Annotated in this window: 20 protein-coding genes; 12 read left to right on the top strand and 8 right to left on the bottom strand. The window is 63.0% G+C overall.

Going from position 1 to position 24,171, the window contains the following annotated elements:
• Nucleotides 1-176: 176 nt before the first annotated feature.
• The 3 genes from LB526_RS06030 (at nt 177) to LB526_RS06020 (ending at nt 2,769) form a co-directional block, all read left to right on the top strand.
• Nucleotides 177-893, top strand: a complete 717-nt coding sequence (locus LB526_RS06030; RefSeq protein WP_224626798.1) for a response regulator — start codon at nt 177-179, stop codon at nt 891-893.
• Nucleotides 890-2,299 (top strand): ATP-binding protein, encoded by a 1,410-nt coding sequence (locus LB526_RS06025; RefSeq protein WP_224524573.1) that lies wholly within the window; start codon nt 890-892, stop codon nt 2,297-2,299. The genes LB526_RS06030 and LB526_RS06025 overlap by 4 nt, the downstream gene beginning before the upstream one ends.
• A 95-nt stretch (nt 2,300-2,394) precedes the next feature.
• A complete protein-coding gene (locus LB526_RS06020; RefSeq protein WP_224626796.1) occupies nt 2,395-2,769 on the top strand; it encodes a YciI family protein in 375 nt (124 codons plus the stop codon).
• 20 nt (nt 2,770-2,789) lie between these two features.
• Here the strand turns inward: LB526_RS06020 and LB526_RS06015 are convergent, their stop codons facing one another.
• Both LB526_RS06015 and LB526_RS06010 read right to left on the bottom strand, forming a co-directional pair.
• Nucleotides 2,790-4,268: a pyridoxal phosphate-dependent decarboxylase family protein gene (locus LB526_RS06015; protein WP_224524567.1), complete on the bottom strand. Its 1,479-nt coding sequence runs from the start codon at nt 4,266-4,268 to the stop codon at nt 2,790-2,792.
• Between the two features lie 81 nt (nt 4,269-4,349).
• The gene (locus tag LB526_RS06010) at nt 4,350-5,435 is read right to left on the bottom strand and encodes a PLP-dependent cysteine synthase family protein (RefSeq protein ID WP_224524564.1); all 1,086 of its coding nucleotides are present in this window, start codon (nt 5,433-5,435) and stop codon (nt 4,350-4,352) included.
• A gap of 243 nt (nt 5,436-5,678) precedes the next feature.
• Here LB526_RS06010 and LB526_RS06005 point away from each other — a divergent pair, with 243 nt between their 5' ends.
• Nucleotides 5,679-7,679 carry a transcriptional regulator gene (locus LB526_RS06005; protein WP_224524647.1) on the top strand — a complete coding sequence of 667 codons (2,001 nt, stop codon included), beginning with the start codon at nt 5,679-5,681 and terminating at the stop codon, nt 7,677-7,679.
• A 149-nt stretch (nt 7,680-7,828) separates the two neighbouring features.
• On the opposite strand, the gene LB526_RS06000 is transcribed toward LB526_RS06005, so the two are convergent.
• From LB526_RS06000 to LB526_RS05985, 4 genes are all read right to left on the bottom strand, one after another.
• Nucleotides 7,829-8,866, bottom strand: a complete 1,038-nt coding sequence (locus tag LB526_RS06000; RefSeq protein WP_224626794.1) for an MBL fold metallo-hydrolase — start codon at nt 8,864-8,866, stop codon at nt 7,829-7,831.
• 108 nt (nt 8,867-8,974) lie between these two features.
• Nucleotides 8,975-10,156, bottom strand: coding sequence for a choline ABC transporter ATP-binding protein (gene choV / locus LB526_RS05995; RefSeq protein WP_224626792.1), 1,182 nt, complete (start codon nt 10,154-10,156; stop codon nt 8,975-8,977).
• A complete protein-coding gene (gene choW, locus LB526_RS05990; protein ID WP_095766478.1) occupies nt 10,153-11,007 on the bottom strand; it encodes a choline ABC transporter permease subunit in 855 nt (284 codons plus the stop codon). The genes choV and choW overlap by 4 nt, the downstream gene beginning before the upstream one ends.
• A 123-nt stretch (nt 11,008-11,130) precedes the next feature.
• Nucleotides 11,131-12,066 (bottom strand): choline ABC transporter substrate-binding protein, encoded by a 936-nt coding sequence (locus LB526_RS05985; protein ID WP_095766477.1) that lies wholly within the window; start codon nt 12,064-12,066, stop codon nt 11,131-11,133.
• On the opposite strand from LB526_RS05985, the gene LB526_RS05980 reads away from it, so the two are divergent.
• The 8 genes from LB526_RS05980 to LB526_RS05945 all read left to right on the top strand — a co-directional run bounded on the left by LB526_RS05980 (nt 12,065) and on the right by LB526_RS05945 (nt 22,462).
• Nucleotides 12,065-12,289 (top strand): hypothetical protein, encoded by a 225-nt coding sequence (locus LB526_RS05980; RefSeq protein ID WP_140546564.1) that lies wholly within the window; start codon nt 12,065-12,067, stop codon nt 12,287-12,289. The two genes, LB526_RS05985 and LB526_RS05980, sit on opposite strands and share 2 nt — an antisense overlap.
• A 62-nt stretch (nt 12,290-12,351) precedes the next feature.
• Nucleotides 12,352-12,963, top strand: coding sequence for a thymidine kinase (locus tag LB526_RS05975; RefSeq protein WP_095766475.1), 612 nt, complete (start codon nt 12,352-12,354; stop codon nt 12,961-12,963).
• Between the two features lie 430 nt (nt 12,964-13,393).
• A complete protein-coding gene (locus tag LB526_RS05970) occupies nt 13,394-14,482 on the top strand; it encodes a hypothetical protein (protein WP_095766474.1) in 1,089 nt (362 codons plus the stop codon).
• A gap of 34 nt (nt 14,483-14,516) precedes the next feature.
• Nucleotides 14,517-15,662: a hypothetical protein gene (locus LB526_RS05965; RefSeq protein ID WP_224626790.1), complete on the top strand. Its 1,146-nt coding sequence runs from the start codon at nt 14,517-14,519 to the stop codon at nt 15,660-15,662.
• 23 nt (nt 15,663-15,685) lie between these two features.
• Nucleotides 15,686-17,596, top strand: coding sequence for an AAA family ATPase (locus LB526_RS05960; RefSeq protein ID WP_224626788.1), 1,911 nt, complete (start codon nt 15,686-15,688; stop codon nt 17,594-17,596).
• Between the two features lie 225 nt (nt 17,597-17,821).
• Nucleotides 17,822-19,126 carry a DUF6638 family protein gene (locus LB526_RS05955; RefSeq protein ID WP_224626786.1) on the top strand — a complete coding sequence of 435 codons (1,305 nt, stop codon included), beginning with the start codon at nt 17,822-17,824 and terminating at the stop codon, nt 19,124-19,126.
• 217 nt (nt 19,127-19,343) lie between these two features.
• Nucleotides 19,344-20,468, top strand: a complete 1,125-nt coding sequence (locus tag LB526_RS05950; protein ID WP_224543216.1) for a DUF2333 family protein — start codon at nt 19,344-19,346, stop codon at nt 20,466-20,468.
• 314 nt (nt 20,469-20,782) lie between these two features.
• Complete coding sequence (locus LB526_RS05945) at nt 20,783-22,462, top strand: formate--tetrahydrofolate ligase (RefSeq protein ID WP_095766469.1); 1,680 nt, start codon at nt 20,783-20,785, stop codon at nt 22,460-22,462.
• A 65-nt stretch (nt 22,463-22,527) separates the two neighbouring features.
• Here the strand turns inward: LB526_RS05945 and LB526_RS05940 are convergent, their stop codons facing one another.
• On the bottom strand, nt 22,528-23,832 hold the full coding sequence (locus LB526_RS05940; protein WP_224626784.1) for a hypothetical protein: 1,305 nt from the start codon (nt 23,830-23,832) through the stop codon (nt 22,528-22,530).
• A 15-nt stretch (nt 23,833-23,847) separates the two neighbouring features.
• Complete coding sequence (locus tag LB526_RS05935) at nt 23,848-24,063, bottom strand: hypothetical protein (protein ID WP_140838766.1); 216 nt, start codon at nt 24,061-24,063, stop codon at nt 23,848-23,850.
• Nucleotides 24,064-24,171 lie beyond the last annotated feature (108 nt).

Raw genomic sequence — 24,171 nt, 5'->3', positions numbered from 1 at the left:
TTGAAATTTTTCACCAGTTTTTCTCAACTGTAGAATTTTGTTTCTGGATTGTTTCTGAGGAATCCGCCCCACGCGGCGATCGCGGCCACTGGCCAAGATGTGGCCCGAATTCTATCGTGTGGGTTGTCTCGAACGGATATCCAGCAAGAGCCGGCAAAGAGAATGATAGGTTTCGAGTGAAATCCGATGCGCACATACTGATCGTCGACGACGACAAGGGCATACGCGACCTGCTGCAGGAGTTCTTCCACAAGCGCGGGCTGCACACGACGGTTGCCGGGGACGGCACCGAGATGGAAGCGGTCCTGCGCCGCACGCCGGTGGACCTGATCATTCTCGACGTGATGCTGCCCGGCAAAAGCGGGCTTGAGCTTTGCCGCGAGATCCGTGCCAATTACACCACGCCCATCATCATGCTGACCGCGGTGACGGAAACGACCGATCGCGTGGTGGGCCTGGAAATGGGCGCCGACGACTACGTGCCCAAGCCCTTCGATCCGCGCGAGCTTCTGGCCCGCATCCGCGCCGTGCTGAGGCGCAACGGCAGCGCCGAGCCGCGTCGCCCCACGATCAAGCAGATCTACCGCTTTGCCGGCTGGACCATGGACTGCGCGCGCCGCCGCCTGACGGCGCCCGACGATGTCCGGGTGGAACTGACGATGGCGGAGTTCAACCTGCTGCAGACCTTCGTCAAGAGCGCCCAGCGTGTGCTTACCCGTGAGCAGCTGATCGAGCTGTCCGGCGGCGACACCGGCTACAGCTTCGACCGCAGCGTCGATATCCTGGTGAGCCGCTTGCGCCGCAAGATGGAAGACGATCCGAAAACGCCCCAACTGATCCTGACCGTGCGCAGCGGCGGCTATCAGTTCCTGCCCGAGACGACGGCCGAATGAGACGCTTCCTGCCGCAGACCCTGCCAGTCTGGGTGCTGCTGATCGTCATTGCCGGCCTCATGATCAGCCAGGTGACGACGCTCTACATCGTGGCGCGCGACCGCGCCGCCGCCAACAGCGTCGTCGATCTCTACCGGCTGAACGACCGCGCCTATTCGCTGGTGCAGCTGATGCATGACGCCACGCCCGAAGAGCGCAAGGCGACCGCGTCCGGCCTGTTCAACTCGACCTATGCGCTGACGGTTTCGGACACGCCCGCCGTCACCTCTTCGATCGCCGGCGATGACGAGCTGGCCGAGCTTGAGGACATCCTGGTCGGCCGCCTGTCGAAATTCGGCGTGACCGACGCGCGCGTGCGGCGCGATCCGGCCACCCAGGAAGCCGACGTCCCAGACGGGCAGGCGGTGAACAAGGATGTCGGCCAGGTCGAGCGCGACCTGCTGGTCTTGGCCGCGGATTTCGCGCAAAGCGATAAGCTGACCGCCTCGCTGCGCTTTTCCGATGGGCAGTGGCTGAATTTCACCGAACCGATCACGCCGGCGGGACCGATTCTGAGCCTCGACAGCCTGCCGCTTTACTCACTGATCGCCGGCCTGATCATCATCATGTCGATCTGGTCGCTGCGCCGGCTGACCGCGCCCTACCGGATGATGGAAACGGCGGTGACGCGCATCGGCAATGACCTGAAAAGCCCGCCGATCGCCGAGAGCGGCAGCCGCGAGATCCGCGCCGCCGCAAAGGCGATAAACGCCATGCAGATGCGGCTGCGCGATTATGTCGAGGACCGCGAGCATCTCGCGGCGGCGCTGGCGCATGATCTGCGCACGCCGCTGACCCGGATGCGCCTGCGTCTCGAACTATTGCGCAGGTCGCCCGCGCGCGAGGCGCTGGCGCACGACCTCGCCGACATCGAAAGCATCGCCAGCTCGGTCATCGACTTCGCCAAATTCGAGGTGACGGAGGAAAAGGCCGAGCGGATCGATTTCTGGTCGCTGGTGGAATCGGTCGCGGATTCCTTCGACGGCGCATCCTTCGACGAAGGCGTGGTCCCGTCGCGCGGCCTGATCTGCGTCGCGCGGCCGGTGGCGCTGCGGCGCTGCGTCACCAATCTTATCCAGAACGCGGTGACTTACGGCAAGAAGGCGCATCTCGGCGTGCGCCGATCGGGCAACACGATCACGCTGTCGATCCGCGATGAAGGCCCCGGCATTCCGCAAGCGAAGCTGGACGCGGTGTTCGGCTCCTTCGTGCGGCTGGAGGAATCGCGCAACCGCACCACCGGCGGCCTCGGCCTCGGTCTCACCATCGCCCGCAACATCGCCCGCGGCGCCGGTGGCGAGGTCAATCTTTCCAACTACCCCGGTGGCGGCTTGTTGACGGAGCTGAAGCTGCCGGTGGCAGCTTGAGTCAGGAGTGGGCTATGTCCGCCACCGGCACCACTGGATCAGTCGAACCATCCTTGTGATAGTGCGGCCCGCCTGGTTACGAGGGAAATCCACCCATGTTCTACGCCGTCCTTGCCTACCATGTCGAAGACACCGTGCAGTCCTGGTCGCCAGATGAGGATGCGGCATTGATGAAAGACCTGCTCGAAGTCAACGACAGGCTGACGCGCGAGGGCAAGCTCGGGCCGGCGGCGAGGCTTGACGTCACGGCCAAGGCGGTGACGCTGCGCGGTCCCGGCGAAGGCATGGTCATTGACGGTCCCTTCGCCGAAACCAAGGAGCAGTTGCTCGGCCTCTATGTCCTCGACTGCGCGATCCGGGACGAGGCGATTGCCGCTGCGCGCGACCTCAAGCGCGTCAACCCCACCGCCGTCTACGAGATCCGGCCGATCATGCTCTATCTGCCGGGCGCCACGCTGACGGCAAGCTGAGACAGCTTCCCGAGCGTGCCTCAGACCGGTATCGCGGCCTCGATTTCCCGTCCCAGCTTCAGCATCTCCGCCACCAGCAGGTCGAGATCGTCCCGGCGCGTGCGGTGATTGGCGATTGCCACCCTCAGGCAATGCCGGCCCTGCACCGTGGTGTCGGACAAGGCCGCGATGCCCTCCTCCTGGAGTCTCAGCATGATCTCGGTGTTGAACGCCTTGAGCTTTTCCTCCGACGCGCCATCCAGCCGGTGGCGGAAGCTGACGATGTTGATGGTGGTTGGCGCCATCAGTTCGAGCGCCGGCTCCGCCTCGATCAGACGGGTGAGGTGGCGGGCCTGGGCGATGTTCTGGTCGATCAGGCGGCCGAACTTCTCGACGCCATGCTCCTTCAGCGCCATCCAGATCTTGAGCGCACGGAAGCCGCGCGACGTTTGAAGCCCATAATCGTGCAGCCACTCTCCGGAGGCCAGGCCCCGCGGCGTCGATTCCAGATATTCTGGCGTCACGGCAAACGTGTTGCGGTGCTGGGATGCGTCCCGCACCAGGGCGCAGCCGGCTTCGAACGGCGCGTGCAGCCATTTATGCGGATCGAGTGCGATCGAATCCGCCTGTTCGATGCCGGCGACGAGCGATCGGTTCTCAGGTGCGATCGCGATGAGCGCGCCGATGCAGCCGTCGACATGGAACCAGAGAGCCTCTTCGGCCGCCACGCTCGCCAGCGCCCGCAGGTCGTCGACCGCGCCGGCGTTGACGGTGCCGGCGGTGCCGATCACGCAGGCCGGCCTGAAGCCCGCCTCGCGGTCCTCCGCGATTGCCGCCTTGAGCGCGGCGATATCGATGCGCAAGCCGGCATCGGTCTGGATGCGCCGCAGCGCCTGATTGCCGAGGCCGAGCGCCTCCACAGCCTTGCGATGACAGGAATGGACCTGGTCCGAGGCGTAGTAGCGCAACGGCTTCGGCATGGCGCCGACACCCCGCTCGCGCACGTCGACGCCTGCCTTGACGTTGCGCGCCACGGTCAGTCCGATAATGTTGGCCATCGAGCCGCCGCTGACCAGGGTGCCGCTGGCCGAGGCTGGGAAACCGACCATCTCCTTCATCCAGTTGACGACCTGGCTGTCCATCAGTGCGGCGGCATGGTTGCCGCCGCCGAGATTGGAGCCCTGGATCGCCGCCAGGAAATCGCCGAGCGCGCCGGTGAAGTTGCTGGATCCCATATACCAGGACCAGAAACGCGGATGGATGTTGCCCATCGGGTAAGGCATCACGTTGCGGGCGACGTCGTCATAGACGTCAGCCGCCGGCGCCGGCGAGCGCGGCAAAGGTGCGCCGAAGAATGCCCGCACCTCGGCCGGCATCTCGCGCCAGACCGGCCGGTTGCGGACATCCTCGAGATAGGCGATGGCATCGTCGAGGATTCGGTGCGAGAGCTCTCCCACATCGGCCCAATCCGGCGGATCGAGCGTTTCCTCCGCGTTGGTCGCTTCCGGAAATATATCCATCTCGCCTCTCCCGCCGGCGTGGGTCGACCCGCGCATAAAAGAACGACGCCGCCATGCGGGGGCGGCGTCGCGTTTCTGTTCTCAGCCTTCGAACTGGCAGCTCGGCGTCGAGCGCGACAGCGCCGTCTCCTCGGCGTCCATCTCGGCCTCGATGCCGTCGAAAAGCGGCGTCGACATGTAGCGCTCCCCCGTGTCGGGCAGCATGCACAGGATCACCGAGCCGGCGGGGGCCTTGCCCGCGATCTGCCGCGCCACGGCGAAAGTGGCGCCGCCGGAGATGCCGGTAAAGATGCCCTCCTGCCGCGCCAGCGCCTTCGTCCATTTGATGCCTTCGGGACCGGGGATCGGCACCACCTCGTCATAATAGCGTTGGTCGATCGCCTCCTGCAGCACGTTGGGGATGAAGTCCGGCGTCCAGCCCTGGATCGGATGCGGTTCGAAGGCCGGATGGCTGGCGGACGGCGCACCGCCGGCGCCGCGCTCCTGGGCCTTGCCGCTGCCGATCAGCTGGGCGTTCGCCGGCTCGGCGAGCACGATCTTCACCTCCGGCCGCTCGCGGCGCAGCACGCGGCCGACGCCGGCCACCGTGCCGCCCGTGCCGTAGCCGGTGACGAGCACGTCCAGCCTCGAGTCGGCGAAGTCATTGATGATCTCGCGCGCCGTCGTTGCCTCGTGAATGGCGGCATTGGCCTCGGTCTCAAACTGGCGCGCGAGGAACCAGCCATTGGCTTCGGCGAGCTCGACCGCCTTCTTGTACATGCCGAAACCTTTTTGGGCGCGCGGCGTCAGCACCACCTTGGCGCCCAGCATGCGCATTAGCTTGCGGCGCTCGATCGAGAAGCTGTCGGCCATCGTCACCACCAGCGGATAGCCTTTCTGCGCGCAGACCATGGCGAGGCCGATGCCGGTATTGCCGCTCGTCGCCTCGACCACGGTCTGGCCAGGCTTGAGCTTACCGCTGCGCTCGCCTTCCTCGATGATGTTGAGCGCCAGCCGGTCCTTCACCGAGGCCGCCGGGTTGAAGAACTCCGCCTTCACATAGATCGTCGCGTGACCTGGCCCGAGATTGTTGATGCGGATGACCGGCGTGTCGCCGACGGTATCGAGAATGCTGTCGAACAGCCGGCCGCGACCGGCCGTGGTCCTGATTTTCAACTGATGCAACATGGGCTTTCTCCTCGATCTCCTCACGTGCCGGTTACAAACCGGCGAATTGGGCGGCGCGGTTTCGACACCTTGCCGCGCTAGTTGCGTGTGACTTGCCGGCAATTCGGCAAAGGCCGCGTCCGGCTCGAAAATTCGCTGCCGGATGCGCCCTGTCGTGTTTGGTGATAGAACATGGACCAACTGTTCGACGTGGGAGCGAGCGTGGAAACGGACGTGGAATCCGTTCGGTCGACTCTGAAAGGCATGGCAGCCAGCCTTTCGATCAGGCTGCTCGGCCCGTTTACGATCATGCGCGACGATGTTCCTGTGGCCTTGCCTTCGTCACGCAAGCTGCGCGCCCTGCTTGCCTATCTGGCGCTGGCGCCCCACCCAGTCAGCCGCAGCCGTCTTTGCGAACTTCTCTGGGACGTGCCCAACGATCCGCGCGGCGAGTTGCGCTGGTGCCTGAGCAAGCTGCGTGCCGCGCTCGACGAAGCGGGCTTGCGCCGGGTCGAAACCGACGGCGATATGGTGTCGCTCCGTCTTGACGATGTCCATGTGGACGCGCTGGATGCCGCCTCGGCGGTGGCCGAAGGTGTCCAGACGCTCGATCTCGTGCGGCTGCAGGGGATTTCGCAACATTTCGCCGGCGATTTTCTCGACGGCCTCGAGCTCGATCGCAGCCCGCATTTCGGCAGCTGGCTGACGGCGCAGCGCCGCCGTTTCAGCGCATGCCATGTCGCGGTTCTGGAGCATATCATTGGGCTTCTCCCACGTGGAACCGATGAGGCCGGCGCTTATATCGACAAATGGCTGGAGCTAGCGCCCTTCGACGGCCGCGCGCATGTGGCGCTGCTGGAAAATCTGGCCCGGCGCGGGCAGATCGGCGCCGGCGAAGAGCATCTTGCCACGGCAGCGGAGTTGTTTCGCTCGGAAGAGCTGGATTTCACGCCATTGCGCGAGGCTTGGCAGGAGATAAGAGCCCGGAACGCCGGCGCAACGCCATGCGCCCGATCCGGGCCGGCTTTCCCGGTTTCGGAATCGTCGGTCGCCGCGGACGAATCCGAGCCCGTTGCGACCCGCCGGGCTTCGCTCGCGGTGATGCCGTTTGCCGAGAGCGCCGGCGCCGGCGGCTTCCGTGGCGGGCTTGCCGATGGCCTCACGCATGACATCATCACGCGGCTTGCCAAGCTGCGCGATTTCTTCGTCATCGCCCGCGGCTCTGTCTTCGCGCTCGCCGAGAAGAACATCGCGCCGGAAGACGCCGGGCGCAGGCTGAATGTCGACTATGTCGCGACGGGCTCGGTGCGGGCTCTGCCGGGCAGGTTCATCGTCTCGGTCGAGCTTGTCGAGGTCCGCACGGCAAGGATCGTTTGGGCGGAAACCTTCGAGCATAAACCCGACGACATCTTCATCGTCATCGAGGATATCGGCAACAGCATCGTCTCATCGATCGCCGCCGAGATCGCGACGGTGGAGCGCAACCGCGCATTGCTGAAAGCGCCAAACTCGCTCAATGCCTGGGAGGCTTACCATCGCGGCCTTTGGCACATGTATCGCTTCACCCGCCAAGAAAACGAGCTGGCGCAGCATTTCTTCGGCGAGGCGTTGAAGCTCGATCCTACTTTCGCACGCGCCTATGCCGGCATGTCCTTCACCCACTGGCAGAACGCTTTCCAGCGCTGGGGCGACCGCGGCCGCGAGGCCGCGCTTGCCTTCGAGAGCGCCGGCCAGAGCCTGCTGGTCGACGACCGTAACCCAGCCGCCCACTGGGCGATGGGCCGCGCGTTATGGCTGCGCGGCGAGCAGGACAGCTCGCTGCTGGAGCTGGCGAGCGCCGTCGATCTCAGCCCCAATTTCGCGCTCGGCCATTACGCGCTGTCCTTCGTCCATTCGCAGTCGGGCGACCCGCAATCGGCGATCGGCTCATCCGACCATTCGCGTCATCTCAGCCCCTTCGATCCGCTGCTGTTCGGCATGATGGGCGCGCGCGCCATGGCGCATGCGCGGCTCGGCGAATTCGAAGCGGCGGCCGAATGGGCGCTGAAGGCGGCCGCAAGGCCAAACGCCCATGTCATCATCCTGGCGATCGCCGCCCATTGCCTGGCGCTGGCCGGCCGGCAGGAGGAGGCGCGAACCTTCGCCGCCGCTATCCGCAACGCCTTGCCGAACTATCGCGCCGACGATTTCATCGCGACATTTCGTTTCGATCGCGATGGAGAAGCCCTGTTCCGGAACGGCGCCAAGCTCATCGGGCTGAACTGAACCCGGCCGGCGCGCCTAGAGCAATTCCAGGAAAAGTGTGAGCGGTTTTCCGTCCGGAATTGCGTAAAAAACAAAGAGATAGGGCGTTTCGCCGTTTCCGTGAAACGGTGAAACGCACTAGTGCATGTCGCCCAGAAGTGCGACGCGCTTTAATGCATCAGCGGGCCGCTGGCTTTCCGCCAGGCGTCGATGCCGCCCTGGATATGGCGGGCGCTGGTAATCCCGACATCCTGCGCCGCTTGCACCGCCATCGCCGAGCGCTCGCCGAAGGCGCAGTAGAACAGGATCTGTTTGCTGGTCGATTTCGCCAGCTCGTGCAATATGCCGCCGGCGGCGATGTTTTCCTGCAGCCGCGCATAGGGCAGATGGATCGCGCCGGGGATGACCCCGTGTCGCTCGCGCTCGGTTTGCTCGCGCAGGTCGATCAGCGCCACGTCGGCCCGCCCGACCAGCGCCAGCGCCTGCTCCGCGCTGACCGCCCAGCCGCGGCTGGCGATGTCGTCCTGATGCAGCCCGACCCGCATGTTGGCGGGCACGGCCACATCCATCATTTTCGGGTTGGACAGATTGAGATTGTTCATGATGTTCACATACTCGTCGACCGACTTCACCTGCAGGCGCGGATTGAAGGCCTTTTCCTCGCCGATCGTCGACACGGTCTCGCCCTTATAGTCATGCGCCGGGAAGATCAGCGTCTCGTCGGGCAGCTTGAGCAGGCGGCCGAAGATCGATTCATATTGCTGGCGCGGATCGCCGTTCTGGAAGTCGGTGCGGCCGGTGCCGCGGATGAGCAGCGTGTCGCCAGTGAACACACGATCCGGCAGGATGAAGCTGTAGGAATCATCGGTGTGGCCCGGCGTGTAGATGACGTCGAGCGCCAGGCCTTCGATGCCGAGCTTGTCGCCGTCGGCAAGCCGCATCGACACCACGTCGGCCTTGGTCTGCTCACCCATCACGGTCACGCAATGCGTCTTGTCGCGCAGCGCGCCGAGGCCGGTGATATGGTCGGCATGAAGATGCGTGTCCACCGCCTTGACCAGCCTCAGGTCCAGCTCGTTGACCAGTTGCAGGTAGCGGTCGACCTTCTCCAGCACCGGATCGATGATCAGCGCCTCGCCGCCGCGCCGGCTGGCAAGCAGATAGGAATAGGTGCCCGAAACGGAATCGAAGAGCTGACGGAAGATCATTCGCGCCTCTTTCGCCTGACGCCGATTGTTCGGCTGCCGACCAGTCTAGAACAAGCGCGAGGTGCCCGCCAGCGGCACAACTCGCGCCCGTCAAAAAGGCTGAAGGCCCTACCGCCTCAGCACAGCACTCAGCACGTCCCTGATGCCAATCGAGCCGACGAAGCGCGAGCCTTCATCGAACAGCGCCACCGGCGCCGTCTGCGACCGGTGCATGGCGAGCATCACCGTTTTCAGCGGCGTGCCGGGATTGGCCCAGAACACCTGGGCGCCCTCCTCCGGCTGGCGCTCGACATCGGCGCAGGACACCCACACCGCCGGCTTGCCGTCGCGCTCGGCCGCCGCCACAAGGCCGTGGTCGTCGATCTTGAAGCGTGTCGTCTTGCGCCGGTCGAGCCACACCCAGCCGTTATCGCCCTGCTCCAGGTCGCGACGGTCCCGCATCACGTTCCACGCCGTCAGCACCGACAGCGGATTCACATTGGCGATGAAGTCGCGGACATAGTCGTTGGCAGGGCGCAAGACGATGTCTTCCGGCGCGCCGGTCTGCACGATGTGGCCGCCCTCCATGATCGTGATATGGCTGCCGATCTTCAGCGCCTCCTCGAGGTCGTGGCTGACGAAGATGATGGTCTTCTTCAGCTCGGCCTGGAGCTGCAGCAATTCGTCCTGCAGCTTGGTGCGGATAAGCGGGTCGAGCGCCGAGAACGGCTCGTCCATCAACAGGATCGGCGCCTCGGTGGCGAAAGCCCGGGCGAGACCGACGCGCTGCTGCATGCCGCCCGAAAGCTCATGGGCATATTTCTTCGACCATTGGTCGAGATGGACCAGTTGCAATTGCTTCTGCACGCGCGCCTTGCGTTCCGCCTCCGGCACGCCGGCAAGCTCGAGGCCGAAGCCGACATTTTCCTCGACCGTGCGCCATGGCAGCAGGCCGAACTGCTGGAACACCATGGCCACCTGCTTCTGGCGCAACCGCCGCAAGGTCGCCTCGTCGCAGGTGACGACATCGACCACACGATCGCCGTCCTTGACCAGCACCTGGCCGCGCGACACCACATTGAGCCGGTTGACGGCCCGCAGCAGCGTCGACTTGCCCGATCCCGACAGGCCCATCAGCACCGATATCTCGCCCTCATGGACGGTCAGGCTGGCGCCGGCGCAACCCAGCACATTACCGGTCTTTTCGAGAATCTCGGCGCGCGTTGCGCCCTGGTCGATCATCGCCAGCGAACCTGCCTGATCAGCCCCGAAGACGATGTCTACGTTCTTGAAATCAACCGCGACGGTCATTTCTTGCCTCCAACGCCGATGCGGGTCATGCGGTCGAGCACGATGGCGAGCACGACGATCGCGAGGCCCGCCTCAAGCCCGAGATCGATGCGCCGCGAGCCGAGCGCCCGGTTGATTTCCGTGCCGAGGCCGCCGGCGCCGATCAGGGCGGCGAACACCACCATCGACAGCGACAACATGATCGACTGGGTCAGACCCGCCATGATGGTCGGCAGCGCCGAGGGCAGCTCCACTTTCCACAGAAGCTGGCGCTTGGTGGCGCCGAACGCCTCGCCCGCTTCGATGATTGCCTTGGGCACCGAAACGACGCCGAGATGGGTGAGCCGAACGGCCGTCGGGATGACGAAGATGATGGTGACGATGAGGCCGGGCGCATTGCCGAGCCCGAACAGGGTGAGCACCGGTATCAGGTAGACGAAGGTCGGCAGCGTCTGCATCAGGTCGAGCACCGGCAGCATGACGCGGTAGACCTTCGGCTTGTGCGCCGCCCAGATGCCGAGCGGCACGCCGATCGCCATTGCCATTGCGGCGGCGGCAACGACCAGCACCAGCGTCTGCACCGTCTGTTTCCACAGATTCTGGTTGATGATGAAGATCAGGCCGAGGAAGACGCCGATGGCGAGCGGCCGCGAACGCTGTAAGAGCCAGGCGATGAACGCGATGACCAGGGCCAACAAAACCGGCGGCACCATGAGCAGGAGGCTCACTGCTCCGTCGAGGATGAAATTCAGACCGTTTGAAAATGCGCGGAAGATGGTGTCGAAATTGTCGGTCAGGAAACCGAAGAAAGCCTTGCCCCATGGCCCGATCGGAATTTTGTAGTCGGTCAGGAATTTAGAAATCGGATCCATCTTTCCCCTCTCGGCTTCGCCGCGCTCGCCGCACGGTTATCCTCTCACGTCTCCAGGCATATGAAAAAGGGCAGCCTCTTCGAGGGCTGCCCTTTTTCGGAAATCATGCCGGTCCCAAGCGGATCAGCCCCCGAGCGCGGTCTTGACGGCAGCCGCCGCGTCGCCGCCATCAAAGGTGGTGACGCCGGCGATCCAGGGCGCCACCGCGTCCGGATGCTTCTTCAGCCAATCGGTCGCCACCGTCTGCGGATCGCCACCCTTGAGGATGGCGTCCATCATCTCGCCTTCCATGTCGAGATTGAACTTCAGGTTGGCGATGAACTTGCCGGCGTTCGGGCATTCGGTGGTGTAGCCCTTGCGCACGATGGTATAGACGGTGGCGGCGCCGAAGCCGCTGTCGCCCATGCCGTCGAGATAGGTGATCTTCATGGCGCCCATCACCGGATGCGGCGTCCAGCCGAGGAAGGCGATCCACTCATTGTTCTTCATCGACTGCTCGGCCTGCGTCAGCATGCCGGCCTCCGAGGATTCGACCAGCTCGAAGCCTTCGAGATTGTCCTTCGGGTTCTTGATCATGTCGAGGATGATGCGGTTGCCGTCATTGCCGGCCTCGATGCCGTAAATCTTGCCGTTGAACTTGTCCTTGAACTTGCCGAGATCGGTCAGCGTCTTGACACCGGCATCCGCAACATAGGTCGGCACGACGATGCCATAGCCTGCGCCGGTCAGGTTGGTGCTGATCGTCTCGATCGAGCCTTCCTTGGTGTAGTCCTTGATGTCGTTGGTCATCGACGGCATCCAATTGCCGAGGAAGACGTCCAGGTCCTTGTTCTTCAGCGAGGCCATGGTCACCGGCACCGAAAGCTGGATCGTCTGCGGCTCATAGCCGAGCGCGGTGAGCAGCACCGAGGCGAGGCCCGTGGTGGCCTGGATGTCGGTCCAGCCGACATCCGACAGCCGCACGGCCTTGCAGCTCGCCGGATCGCCGGCATTGGCGGCGGTTGTCGACAGGAACGCCGCAAGGCCGAGGCCTGCGACGAAAGATTTCATACGCGACATGAACTTATCTCCCATTGGATTTTCGAGGCAAAGCGAAGTCACGGTTCTTGCGCCCGCCTTGTTTCGTCAGCCAAACACCATTTTGATGTTGTTTCAAGCGGTTCAACGTCGCGACGAACGGCGCGCGCTGGCCATTAAGCGACATGACAGCTTTTTGAACGACATCGAGTTTTTGGTGGACGGAGCCGGTGCCCTCTCCCCGAGCCGCGGCAAGTCGGCTTAGGGTGTGTCGAGATTCAGGTCGGGCCGGCCTCGCCTGAATCCCGACACACCCAAAAGAGCGACATGGCCAAGCTTTACTTCCACTACGCTACGATGAACGCCGGCAAGACGACGATGCTCTTGCAGGCGTCCTACAATTATCGCGAACGCGGCATGTCGACGATGCTGTTCGTCGCCGGCCACTATCGTAAGGGCGACACCGGGCTGATCTCGTCGCGCATCGGTCTCGAATCCGAGGCAGAGATTTTCCGCGACGGCGACGACCTCTATGCCACGGTCGCCGAGCACCATCGGCATGGCCCTGTGCATTGCATCTTCGTCGACGAGGCGCAGTTCCTCGAGGAAGAGCAGGTCTGGCAGCTCGCCCGCATCGCCGACCGTCTAGGCATTCCGGTCATGTGCTACGGCCTGCGCACCGACTTCCAGGGTAATCTGTTCTCCGGCTCGCGCGCTCTGCTCGCCATCGCCGACGACCTGCGCGAGGTCCGCACCATCTGCCGTTGCGGCCGTAAGGCGACGATGGTGGTGCGCCTGGGGCCTGACGGCAAGGTGGCGAAGCAGGGCGAGCAGGTGGCGATCGGCAAGGACGTCTATGTCTCGCTCTGCCGAAGGCATTGGGAAGAGGAGATGGGCCGGGCCGCGCCCGACGACTTCATCGGCTTTGTCAACCGCTGAGCCGAAAGCCTGCATAGAGCAATTCCAGGAAAACTGCGTAGCGGTTTTCCGTCCGGAATTGTGTAAAAACAAAGACTTAGAGCGGTTCGGCGATTCCGTGAAACGCTGAACCGCTCTAGAGCTGGATGTCGTCCGAAAACCGCTTCAAACCCTGACCGGCGCCGGTGAAACCGGCATCGCCGCCGCAAGATATTTGCCGGCGCTGTTTCATGGCCGTTCGCAAAAACAAGACCTTAGGGCATGTCAGCAAAAGCTGTTCGATGATGGTGCGCGTTACTAGGCGCCATGCGCATGCTTGCCTTGCCTTTCAAGGACCTAACCAATTCTTTTGTTTTGACGCTTCCCTTTGTCTTCCTTCTTTCAATCCCTTGAAGCCCCACATATATTCGCCGCCACGACACGGAAACGGATGCCGAAGCGGGAGGCCCCAATGGCGACATTGCAGAATTTCGATGCCGAAATTGCCAAGACCAAGCAGGTCGTGCAGGACATGCGCAGCAAAATCGAGCAGTCCGGCACCGTGCTCGATACGCTTGCTCAGGCCGACAAGAAGATCGGCGACGCCAATTTCGACATCGAGAACGCCCGCATCGAGGACGTGCTCAAGCAGCAGAAAGTCATGGAAGGCAATATTGCCGACCTGATCATCGGGCTCGAGGACGCAACCAATGTCTTCGGCGCCGAGTTCGAAAGCATGAAGAACTACACCGGCTGGGAAAATTTCGTCGGTGTCTTTTCGGCGCAGCGCAAGCAGCGCATGCGCACCGATCGCGTCCGCAATATGTCGCTTGCCGGCAATCTGCAGGAGCTGCTGGCAAAATCGGACACCATCGTCGGCATCCTGAAGGCGCAGAAGCAGGTCCTCGATCAGCGCTACAAGACCTCCGAAGCCAGCCTTTCGCAGGTTATCGAGCGCCGCAAGGTGACGATGACCAATCTTGAAGCGGTGCAGAAGCGCATCGAGGAATTGAACCCGATGCTGCTCGACATCGAAAACAAGATCGCCGCCTCCACGACCCAGAAGGAGCGCACCGAGCTTGAGGGCGAGCGCTCCAAAATGGCGACCGAATACAATGAAAAGCAGGCCAAGGAGCAGGAGCTGCTGGCCGAAAGCCAGACGCTGGAGCGCTACACCTCGATGTTCCAGACCTTCGTCGATTCACTCAACAACCAGATTGCCGCGCAGTCGACACTGATCAACAAGCTGACCATCGACACCGAGCAGCGCATCGTCCTCTACAAGGCGCTGGAAGATTCGCTCAAGACCGCCGCCCAGCAGGACGTCGCCCACAAGATCAACACGCTGGGCAGCCAGGTCGACAACACGGCCGAGGAGACGATGGCCGGCATCGGCGCCGCCTCGCAGAAGCACATTGGCGACCTGCTCGAGATGCATGAGAAGAACATGGTGGCTTCAGCCGACATCCAGCGCCGCAAGAAGCTTGCCGACGATGCTTTCGCCCGCCGCTTCGACGATGTGATGAAGAAGCACAACGCCGCCAACTATGTGCAGCAATAGGCGGCGCCGCTGATTTCATTTCCACGGCAGCCACATGACACCTGAGAACGACGCCGCGGTACGCTATTTCTCCGCCATCACGGCGGCGCTGAGCGGGCTGGAAGTGTTCATGCGCGACGACCGCTCGCCGCTTTACCGGCACGGCATCATCGCCAGGATCGTCGCGGAGTATATCGCGCGGCTGGACAAGTCCTTTGCCTGCTGGCGCAACCGGCTCGGTTTCATGGACACCTTCCGCATCTCGCGCGCCGAAAGCGGCTACCCCGTCTTCCAGAACCTGCTCGAGCTGGAAAACGACCGCCAGCAGGCCGATGCGCGGCTGGCCAACATCCCGCAGGCCGGCGAACTGCGCGAGGAGATGGCCGACTTCATCCTTCGCCACAAGGAATTCCCGGAGGCGCTGCAGAAGTCGATGGCAGAGCGGCTCTATCTTGAGGACGTCAAGAGCGAGGCGACCTTCGGCCCCTTCACCCTGGCGCAGACGGCAAAGGTCTCGGTCAACCCGAAGACAATGCGGCCATATTATCTCGTCCACTGGGCCGCGTTCGACGGCAGCGCCAACCTGCCGCTGGTCTACATGGTGACGGTGGAGGACTCCTCCGAAAGCATGGTGCGCCAGCTGGTCGACGTGAACGGCAAGCTCAACGGGCGGGTCGATATCCCGCTCCCCGTCGACGGCTTGCTCAACCCGGAACTTGCGCACCGCTTCGACGATTTCACCGAGAAGAACTCGGCCTATACGCTGTCTCCGGCGACGATCGCCGTCAATCTCGACAAGGATTTCGAGCCGCTGCATCCCAAGCAGCTGAGGCGCGTGGTGCTGGGACCCTTCTACTCGGCCGGCATCACCCAGAACAATTCGACGGTGGCCGAGGTGCTGGCCAAGGTGCGCAAGCCGCAGAACGCCTGGCTGCTCACCTGGACCATCCAGGAAGTCTTCTCCAAGAGCGAGAAGCCCGGCCGCAGGGGCCTGTTCTCCAGCGAGAAGACGACGCAGGAATTCTTCATCAACACCGACGATCTCGAAGCGGCGCGCCAGGGCGTGTCGAGCTACGAGAACCACGCGCTGATCCCGCACGAGGCCTATCAGGCGCTCTACGCCGCCGGCGAGGCGCAGAAGATCTTTTCCGGTTACAAGGTCCACATCCTGTCCAACGGACAGGTCATCAGCGACGTCTGACCGTCAATCGCGGAGCATCCTTCATGGACACCGGCCTGACCACGATCTCGGAAGCCGCAATCGAAAAGCACCGCGCGACCGCGCACAGCTTCATCACCCGCATCGTCGTGCTGGAGGACCCTTCGCGCGAATCCGGCACGGCGCTTGCCGGCACCAACCGCCGCTTCGTCTCGACCGTGTCGGTCGGCTCGGTCCGCCGCACGCGCGAGGTCGAGCTCACGAAAACAGTAGCGGCCATTCATCCCGACGACCAGTTGATGAGCATCCCGCAGCACACGTTGCTCTACCGCGCCCGCCGCGGCCTGGCGATCGCGCTCGCCATATCCGACGTCTTCGCCGAAGGCTCCGACCTCGAAAGCCTGCAGGCGAGGAATGCGCGTGCGCCGCTGGAAGGCGATGAGGCAGCCACCTTCAAGAAGCTTCTGTCGGCCTCGGCTTACGTTTCCGCCTTCAGTTTCGCTTCGTATCTCTTCCAGCTGATCGACAGCGATGGCGAGGCGCCGAACGACATCCCCGAGCCCGACTTCCTGTTCGACACACCGCAGGACGCGGTCAAGTCGATCATCGCCGGTCTCGACAAGGCAATCGCCGGCTCGAAGGACGACGCCGACCTGACGACGCGCGCTCGCGCCTTCGCCCGCGTCGCCGTCGACGGGTTGCTTGCGCGCAAAGGTCGCTTCGACGGCATTGGCCCGTTCGAAAATGCGCATATCCGTATCGACGTCGACGATTTCACCCTCGATGGTTTCGACGTCGCGCCCGGCAAGCGCACCAAGCCGCTGGTGATGACCTTCAAGAAACCGGAAGAGGTCATCGGCAACCACATCGCCAAATTCCAGTCGGTCAGGCTGGCCAAGATGCTCATGGCCTACGACTTCGAGCGCGAGCTGAACCCCTTCGTCGAGCTCGGCGGGTTCGTGTTCACCTTCATCGGCGACGGGGCGCCGGGCACCGGCAAGACGACGCTGATCCAGATGATCGCCGGCCTCGTCAATGGCTACTGCCAGGTCGCCGGCTATCCCTTCGCCTATGAGAATTTCGGCGTCGACCAGATCTCGTCCTACCAGGGCAAGTCGGGCCAGAACTGCCGACAGTTCATCAACAACGTGCTCAATCCGCGCGTCATCGGCTTCGGCACCATCGACGACATCGACCAGGTGGCGGCGCGCCGTTCCGACGACCGTGCTTCCGCCGGTCAGCAGGAGATCACCGGCGTCCTGATGGACGCCTTCGCCGGCGCCTCGACGGTGGTGCGCGGCAATTGCTCCTTCGGCATGTTCTCCAACTATCCGGAAAATGTCGACGACGCGCTGCGCCAGCGCGCCGGCGCGCGCTGGCTGGTCGACGGCCCGCAGACGCGCGACGACTATATCGACATCTTCGTGCTGCTTGCCGGCAAGAACCACGAGATCCCGCTTGGCAAGCACGAGCTCTATGCCGCGCAGGAAATCCAGCGCGCCGTGGCCGAGGCCTATGAAGAGCACGAGAAGCCGCAGGAAGACGGGCTGATGAAGGTCTATGAGCGCTACATGAAGGAAAACGGCGCGCCGAAGACGATGGCTGATGTCGGCACCTATCTGCACATGATCAAGGACGCCGAGCCGCGCTTCACCGGCCGCGCCATCAAGAACGTCACCGACGCGATAAAAATGCGCGCCATGGACATCGAGCTGCCGGACGACTGGTTCGAGAAGCCGGAAGCCTTCATGCACAAGAGCTACGATGACAAGAAGGCGATGATCGAGGAACTGCGCGGACCGTTCTCGATGGACATGGTCATGCAGGAGATCAACCGCTACGCCGATTCCGAGTTCCGCTATTCCGATAAATCCGACGACGCCGCCGTGGAGAAGCTCCTGCGCGACGCCAGGCTGCGCGAGCGCGCAGCGCGCGAGATGGAGGAGTTGAAGAAGAAGGGGCTGTGGAATGCGTGAGTTGCGCCGACCTCGCCTTCTCCCCTTGCGGGAGAAGGTGTCGCCGAAGGCGACGGATGAGGGGTGCTCCAGGGAACGCCAGCGTCTCACTCCGCTGGAACACCCCTCATCCGTCTCGGCGCTATCGCGCCGATCCACCTTCTCCCACAAGGGGAGAAGGGAAGAGTGCGCTGCCCCTCATCCGCCCATCGGGCACCTTCTCCCCGTGAACGGGGAGAAGGACAGATGAAAGCCGCCAAGAAACCCGACCTTCTGCGCGACAACGAGCTGATCTACGGCCGCTTGCTAACCATCGACGAGCCGCATCTCATCCAGCGCTACAACAAGGCGCTTGCCGCTTTCGGCCTCGAGCCCACCAAGCTTGCGAGCTTCCAGATCGACCGCACCGGCTTCTCGCCCGAAATCGCCGAGGAATGCGGCGACTACAACTATCTCGATCCCAATGAGGTCAACCGCCGCTTCATCATCCTGACGCCGTCGCAGATCGACCTGCCGGTGGTCCACACCGCCTTCTCCAACACCTCGCAGCTGATGTTCGAGTTCATGTCGAAGAACCAGCGCGCCATCGACGCGCTGACCATCAAGGACGTCATCTACGGCGAGATCGAGGACTCGGTCCCGAAGGTCAACGACATCGAGGACCTGCTGTCGATCAATCAGGTCGAGTTCAAGGTGTTGTCGGCCGAGGATGTGCTCGGCAAGGCGGCCGAGCTCGGCAAGCTCGTCGACCGGCTGAGGCAGGAGCCTGACGCCTGGCGCGACGACGTCATGCTTGAGCGCATGGTCGAGCTTGCCAAGGTCTGCGGCGACATCCGCGAGAACGCGCTGGTGCCGGACCAGGTGATCTTCCGCCACAACGCCTACTGGACCAGCCATTTCGGCGGGCTCTATGTCTTCGTCGACCCCGACATGACGACGGTGATCAGCGATCCGGCCGCTCCCGGGTTCCGCCGCTCGCGCCCCTGGCAGGTGAGCTATCTGTCGATCAATGACGCCGACAAGGTGTTCGGCTTCCTGGCCGCCACCGGCCGCCTCGACCTGCCGCGCGCCTCCTGGATCGAGACTTCCGGTTATCTCGAACACCGCGCCGAAATGGTCGTGCGGGCGCTGATCCGCGATGCCGAGCCCAACCGCAATCTGACCGATGTCGACAAGGTCTGGCTGCAGACCTGGATCCACGGCCACGCCGACCTGATCGCCAGCGACGGCAATTTCCCGTTCCTCAACGCCGCCAAGCGCGAGATCGCTCAGCTCGGCCATCTCAAGATCGAGGATGTGCCGCCGCGCCAGCGTTTCCTGGTCGTGCGCGCCAAGCCCGATCATGCCGATGCCTGGCTGACCAACCAGCTGATCTCGGATTTCGTGCCGCAGGACTTCGTGTCGCGCTACGTCTTCAACAAGCCCGGCTTCTACAAGGATTATGACGGCTTCAGCGACGCCTGGCGAAGCCATGTTGTGGACGTTCTGAAAACCACATATCTGAAGGACAAGGCGGCGTTCCGCGCGCGCCTTTACGGTTTGACTGACTAGAGCATGATTCCGAAAAGTGGGAACCGGTTTTCGGGGGAAATCATGCTCCAACAAAGAGTTAGATCAGGATGACGTTTCAACGAAACGTTATTCTGATCTAGAGCAATTCCAGGAAAAGTGTGGGCGGTTTTCCGCCCGGAATTGCGGCAAAACAAAGGGTTAGGGCAGATCGCCGTTTCCCTTGAAACGGTGAAATGCTCTGAGGGGTACCACAGCCATGCTCGACCCGATCGTGAACTTCTTCACCCGGATTTTTCAATGGATCGGCCGCGGCATCGGCTTCGTCATCGGCCTCATCCTGTGGCCGTTCATGTGGGTTGGCCGCTGGTACGGCCAGCGCGGCTGGATTCTCAAGGCGGTGGTCGGCCTTGCCGTTCTGGTATTGATCGGCCTCTATGCCAATTTCTTCTACGCCACGCAGTGGTGGAACAATTTCGACCCGAACTATCCCGACACCTACACTTTCGAGAAGCGGAACGTGTCGGCGGGCGAACAGGTTTCAGCCGGCAGCGGCACCGATACGGCCAAGACATGCGGCAACTCGGCGATCGCCCAGGTTGCCGCCGATTTGACGGACTTCAACGTCAACCAGAATGCCTGGATCTCCTCGATGATCCTCTACAAGCTCGGCTTGTTCGGCATCGATTGGGATCACACGCCCTGGATGGACAACAAAGCCTCCTTCCAGCGCGGCATCAACCAGGCGGTGCGGCGCACTGCGACCGAGCTTGCAGACAATCTCGGCCGCGTGCGCACGACATCGCAGATCGACGCCGACCTGCAGGATGCGCGCGGCAATCTGCAGTTCGATGAATACACCTGGTATTTCGGCCTCAACCCGTTCGGCCCCAAGACGCCCACGCCGAGCTATTATCGCGACGCGGTGCGCAAGCTGCGAAACTTCAACGCCCGGCTGGCCACTTGCCAGGCGACGTTCGACGCCCGTGCCGACAATCTGAAGCAATATATCGACCGCATTTCCTCGGACATCGGATCGACCTCGGCCATCCTTAAGGAGCGGGCAGAGAACCATAATGATGGCTGGTTCGATACCCGCGCCGACGACCGCTTCTGGTTCGCCTATGGTCAGCTCTATGCCTATTACGGCCTGATGAAGGGCGCCCAGGCCGACTTCGACGACGTGATCAAGGAAAAGCACCTGCAGAGCCTTTGGGACACGATGGATTCGCAATTCGTCTCGGCGCTTCGCATCCAGCCCTTCATCATCGCCAACGGCCGCGAGGACGGCTGGCTCCTGCCGACGCATCTGACGACGATGGGCTTCTACATCCTGCGCGTGCGCTCCAACATGGTCGAGATCAGCAACGTGCTCACGCAATAGCGCCTTTCGAGGCGACACGGCGATGGTGGATTTGCGCCGTCGCCTCTGTCGCTTTTCGCGTATTCAGCGGCTGTTTTGAGACGGCGGAACGGTCTTGGCTCTGGCTTCTATACGCCGCAAGCGACCGGGGCCGAAGACCCGAACAGGGTCGGACCGGGAACAGCAGTTTTTCTTTGCAGGAAACTTAGTTGCATGGAAGTTGACGCCGCGGCCGCGACAGGGTTAGAACTTACCCTTGCGCCCGCGCGGCGTTTCGAACATGCACAAATGATCAAAACCGTCCCTTCCACCGCCCAATCCAGAGGAAAGCCGTCATGGCCGAAGTGAAGTCCGACATCGAGATCGCGCGCGCCGCCAGGAAGAAACCGATCCAGGAGATCGGCGCCAAGATCGGCATCCCGAACGAGCATCTCTTGCCCTATGGCCACGACAAGGCGAAGGTCTCGGCCGAGTTCATCAAGTCGGTGAAAGACAGGAAGGACGGCAAGCTGATCCTCGTCACCGCCATCAACCCGACGCCGGCCGGCGAAGGCAAGACCACCACCACGGTCGGCCTTGGCGATGGCCTCAATCGCATCGGCAAGAAGGCGATCGTCTGCATCCGCGAGGCCTCGCTCGGACCGAATTTCGGCGTCAAGGGCGGCGCTGCCGGCGGCGGCCTCGCCCAGGTGGTGCCGATGGAGGACATGAACCTTCACTTCACCGGCGACTTCCACGCCATCACCACGGCACACAACTTGCTTTCGGCACTGATCGACAACCACATCTACTGGGGCAACGAGCTCGGCATCGATACCCGCCGCGTCGCCTGGCGCCGCGTCATGGACATGAACGACCGGGCGCTGCGCGAGATCATCTGCTCGCTCGGCGGCGTCGCCAACGGTTATCCGCGCGAAGCCGGCTTCGACATCACCGTGGCTTCCGAAGTCATGGCGATCCTGTGCCTCTCCACCGACCTCAAGGACCTCGAGAAGCGCCTCGGCGACATCATCGTCGCCTACCGCCGCGACAAGTCGCCGGTCTATGCCCGCGACCTCAAGGCCGACGGCGCCATGGCGGTGCTGCTCAAGGACGCCATGCAGCCCAATTTGGTGCAGACGCTGGAGAACAACCCGGCCTTCGTGCATGGCGGCCCGTTCGCCAACATCGCGCATGGCTGCAACTCGGTCGTCGCCACCACGACAGCGCTGAAGCTTGCCGACTATGTCGTCACCGAAGCCGGCTTCGGCGCCGACCTCGGCGCGGAAAAGTTCTTCGACATCAAGTGTCGCAAGGCGGGGCTGAAGCCGTCGGCGGCGGTCATCGTCGCCACGGTGCGCGCCATGAAGATGAATGGCGGCGTCAAGAAGGAAGACCTCGGCAAGGAAAACATCGAGGCGGTCAAGAAAGGCTGCCTGAATCTCGGCCGCCATATCGAGAATGTGAAGCAGTTCGGCGTGCCGGCAGTGGTGGCGATCAACCACTTCACCACCGACACCGAAACCGAGATCCAGGCGATGAAGGACTTCGTCAAGGCGCAGGGCGCCGAGGCCATCCTGTGCAAGCACTGGGCGCAGGGCTCGGCAGGCATCGAGGATCTCGCCAGGAAGGTGGTCGAGATCGCAGAATCCGGCGCCTCACAGTTCTCGCCGCTCTACCCGGACGAGATGCCGCTGTTCGAGAAGGTCAACACCATCGTCAAGCGCATCTATCGCGGCGACGAGGCGATCGCCGACAAGTCGATCCGCGACCAGTTGCATGCCTGGGAGCAGGCCGGCTACGGCAACCTGCCGGTCTGCATGGCCAAGACCCAGTACTCGTTCTCGACCGACCCGAACCTGCGCGGTGCGCCGACCGGCCATACCGTGCCGGTGCGCGAGGTCAGGCTCTCGGCCGGCGCCGGCTTCGTCGTCATCATCTGCGGCGAGGTCATGACCATGCCGGGCCTGCCCAAGGCGCCGTCCTCGGAGAAGATCTTCTTGAACGAGACCGGCCAGATCGAGGGCCTGTTCTAGACGCTGCTCGAGCTGAAAGACCAAGGGCGCCGCCTCACCGCGGCGCCTTTTTTCTTCGCCGGCTTTCACGCCACCGTGGGCGAGCCGAACTTCTTGATGCCGGCGACCGACATCGAGACGAATTGGTCGAGGATGGCGAAGAAGATATCGAGGCTGAAGCCGAACAGGAAAGCGAAGGTGAACAGGCTGAAGCCTATGCCGGTCACCTCGCCGCCGAGCTTGGTTCCCGGCGCCATGAACCAGGCGAGGATCATCCCGGCAAGCCCGCCCAGCGCGATGCGATGAATGAGCCGCGACAGCGGCGGATTGGGCAGGAGCGGGTTCAGGATCATGCGCATGTGGAACATGATGCCGCCAAGCGCGCCGTAAAGCGCGGGCAGGATCCACAGCGCATAGGGGCTGAGGACTTCGCTGAGCGTCTTGGCCTGCAGTGTCAGCGTCGAAATCGAATTCGGCGTGATGGTGATGACGCCTTCGCACTGCAGATCGCGTGTCGCCGCGTCGAAATCCGCGCTCACGTCTTCGACCATGGCGGTAGAACTGACGACTTGCATGCCGCCTTGAGTGTTGCCGTTGTTCCTGCAATCGAAATCCGACTGCTTGAGCGGCTGGCTGCTCCCGGCCCCGCTCTGCTGTTGCGCCAGCGCGATTTGCTGGCCGCAGAACTGGTCTATGGCCATCTGCCTGGGGTTCGAGAAATCGAGCGGCGCGCCCGGTTTCCCTGGCGAAGCTGAGAGCTTGCAATAGGCCCATTGCATGCCCCAGAGCGGAAACGGCGCCTCCTGCGTCATGAACCCCTGCGCCCGCACCAGCAACGAGGAAAAACGCTGGTCGAGCGAATGCAGGTTGTCGACGGAATTGTAATAGGCGTCCTTCAGAAGCGTCAGATCGGTCGCCGACGCCTGCTGGGCGGCGGCCGAGCTCAATTGCTTCTTGGTCGCCCAGACCTGCCTGATCGACTGCCCGAACCGAGCGCTGAAATCGTTGTTGTCGATCTCCTGCAGTTCCGCGTTGATCGAGACGCCCCTGTTGTAGACATAGGTCAGCTTGACGATGACGATCATCATCGTCACCGACAGGGCGATGAGGAAATAGGTCGCGAGCGCGGTCCGGCGCGACATGTCGCCCGGCGACCAGCCGGTGCGCAGTGCAGCCAGGGTTGAAAACGGCACGGTGCTGGAGCAGTCGTTGAGCACCGTTTGAAGTTTGACGACCTCAGGCTGGCTTGCGCTCGCGTCACTGAGTTTTTCCGCGTCGCCGATCGCAGCGAAGAGCGCGCTGTCCTTGAACACGCCGTAGCGGCCGTAGCCGGCAACCAGCTTGGCGTCGGCAAGCAACCCGGAGACAAGAGGATCGTGGAATGTCGTCATCGCGCCCCCCGACGACTAGCCCAGATAACCCTGCACGAAGCCATATTGCGACGGGCATCCGCAGGGATAGCCGGCCGGCCCGGGCGGTTGCGCCCAGCACCAGAAGAATTGGGTGAAGCAGATCGTGCCTGGCGCATGCGGCGGCACTTGCGCGAAGGCGGGCCACGGCAGCAGCGCCGCGCCGACAGCGAGGGTCAGGACGACCAAAGTTCGTGCAACGCGCGCCTTCAATCCAGCCCCCCGAGCCATCCGCGCTTATTCACATGCGCGGCGACTTTCTGAAAATACCGGAACGGCGTCCGTGAAATGGCTCACGCTCTTGCTGGATATTTGGCGCGA

This window comes from Mesorhizobium sp. CA6, assembly GCF_020165035.1.
Classification (GTDB): domain Bacteria; phylum Pseudomonadota; class Alphaproteobacteria; order Rhizobiales; family Rhizobiaceae; genus Mesorhizobium.
This window is presented reverse-complemented; position numbering and strand designations above follow the sequence as displayed.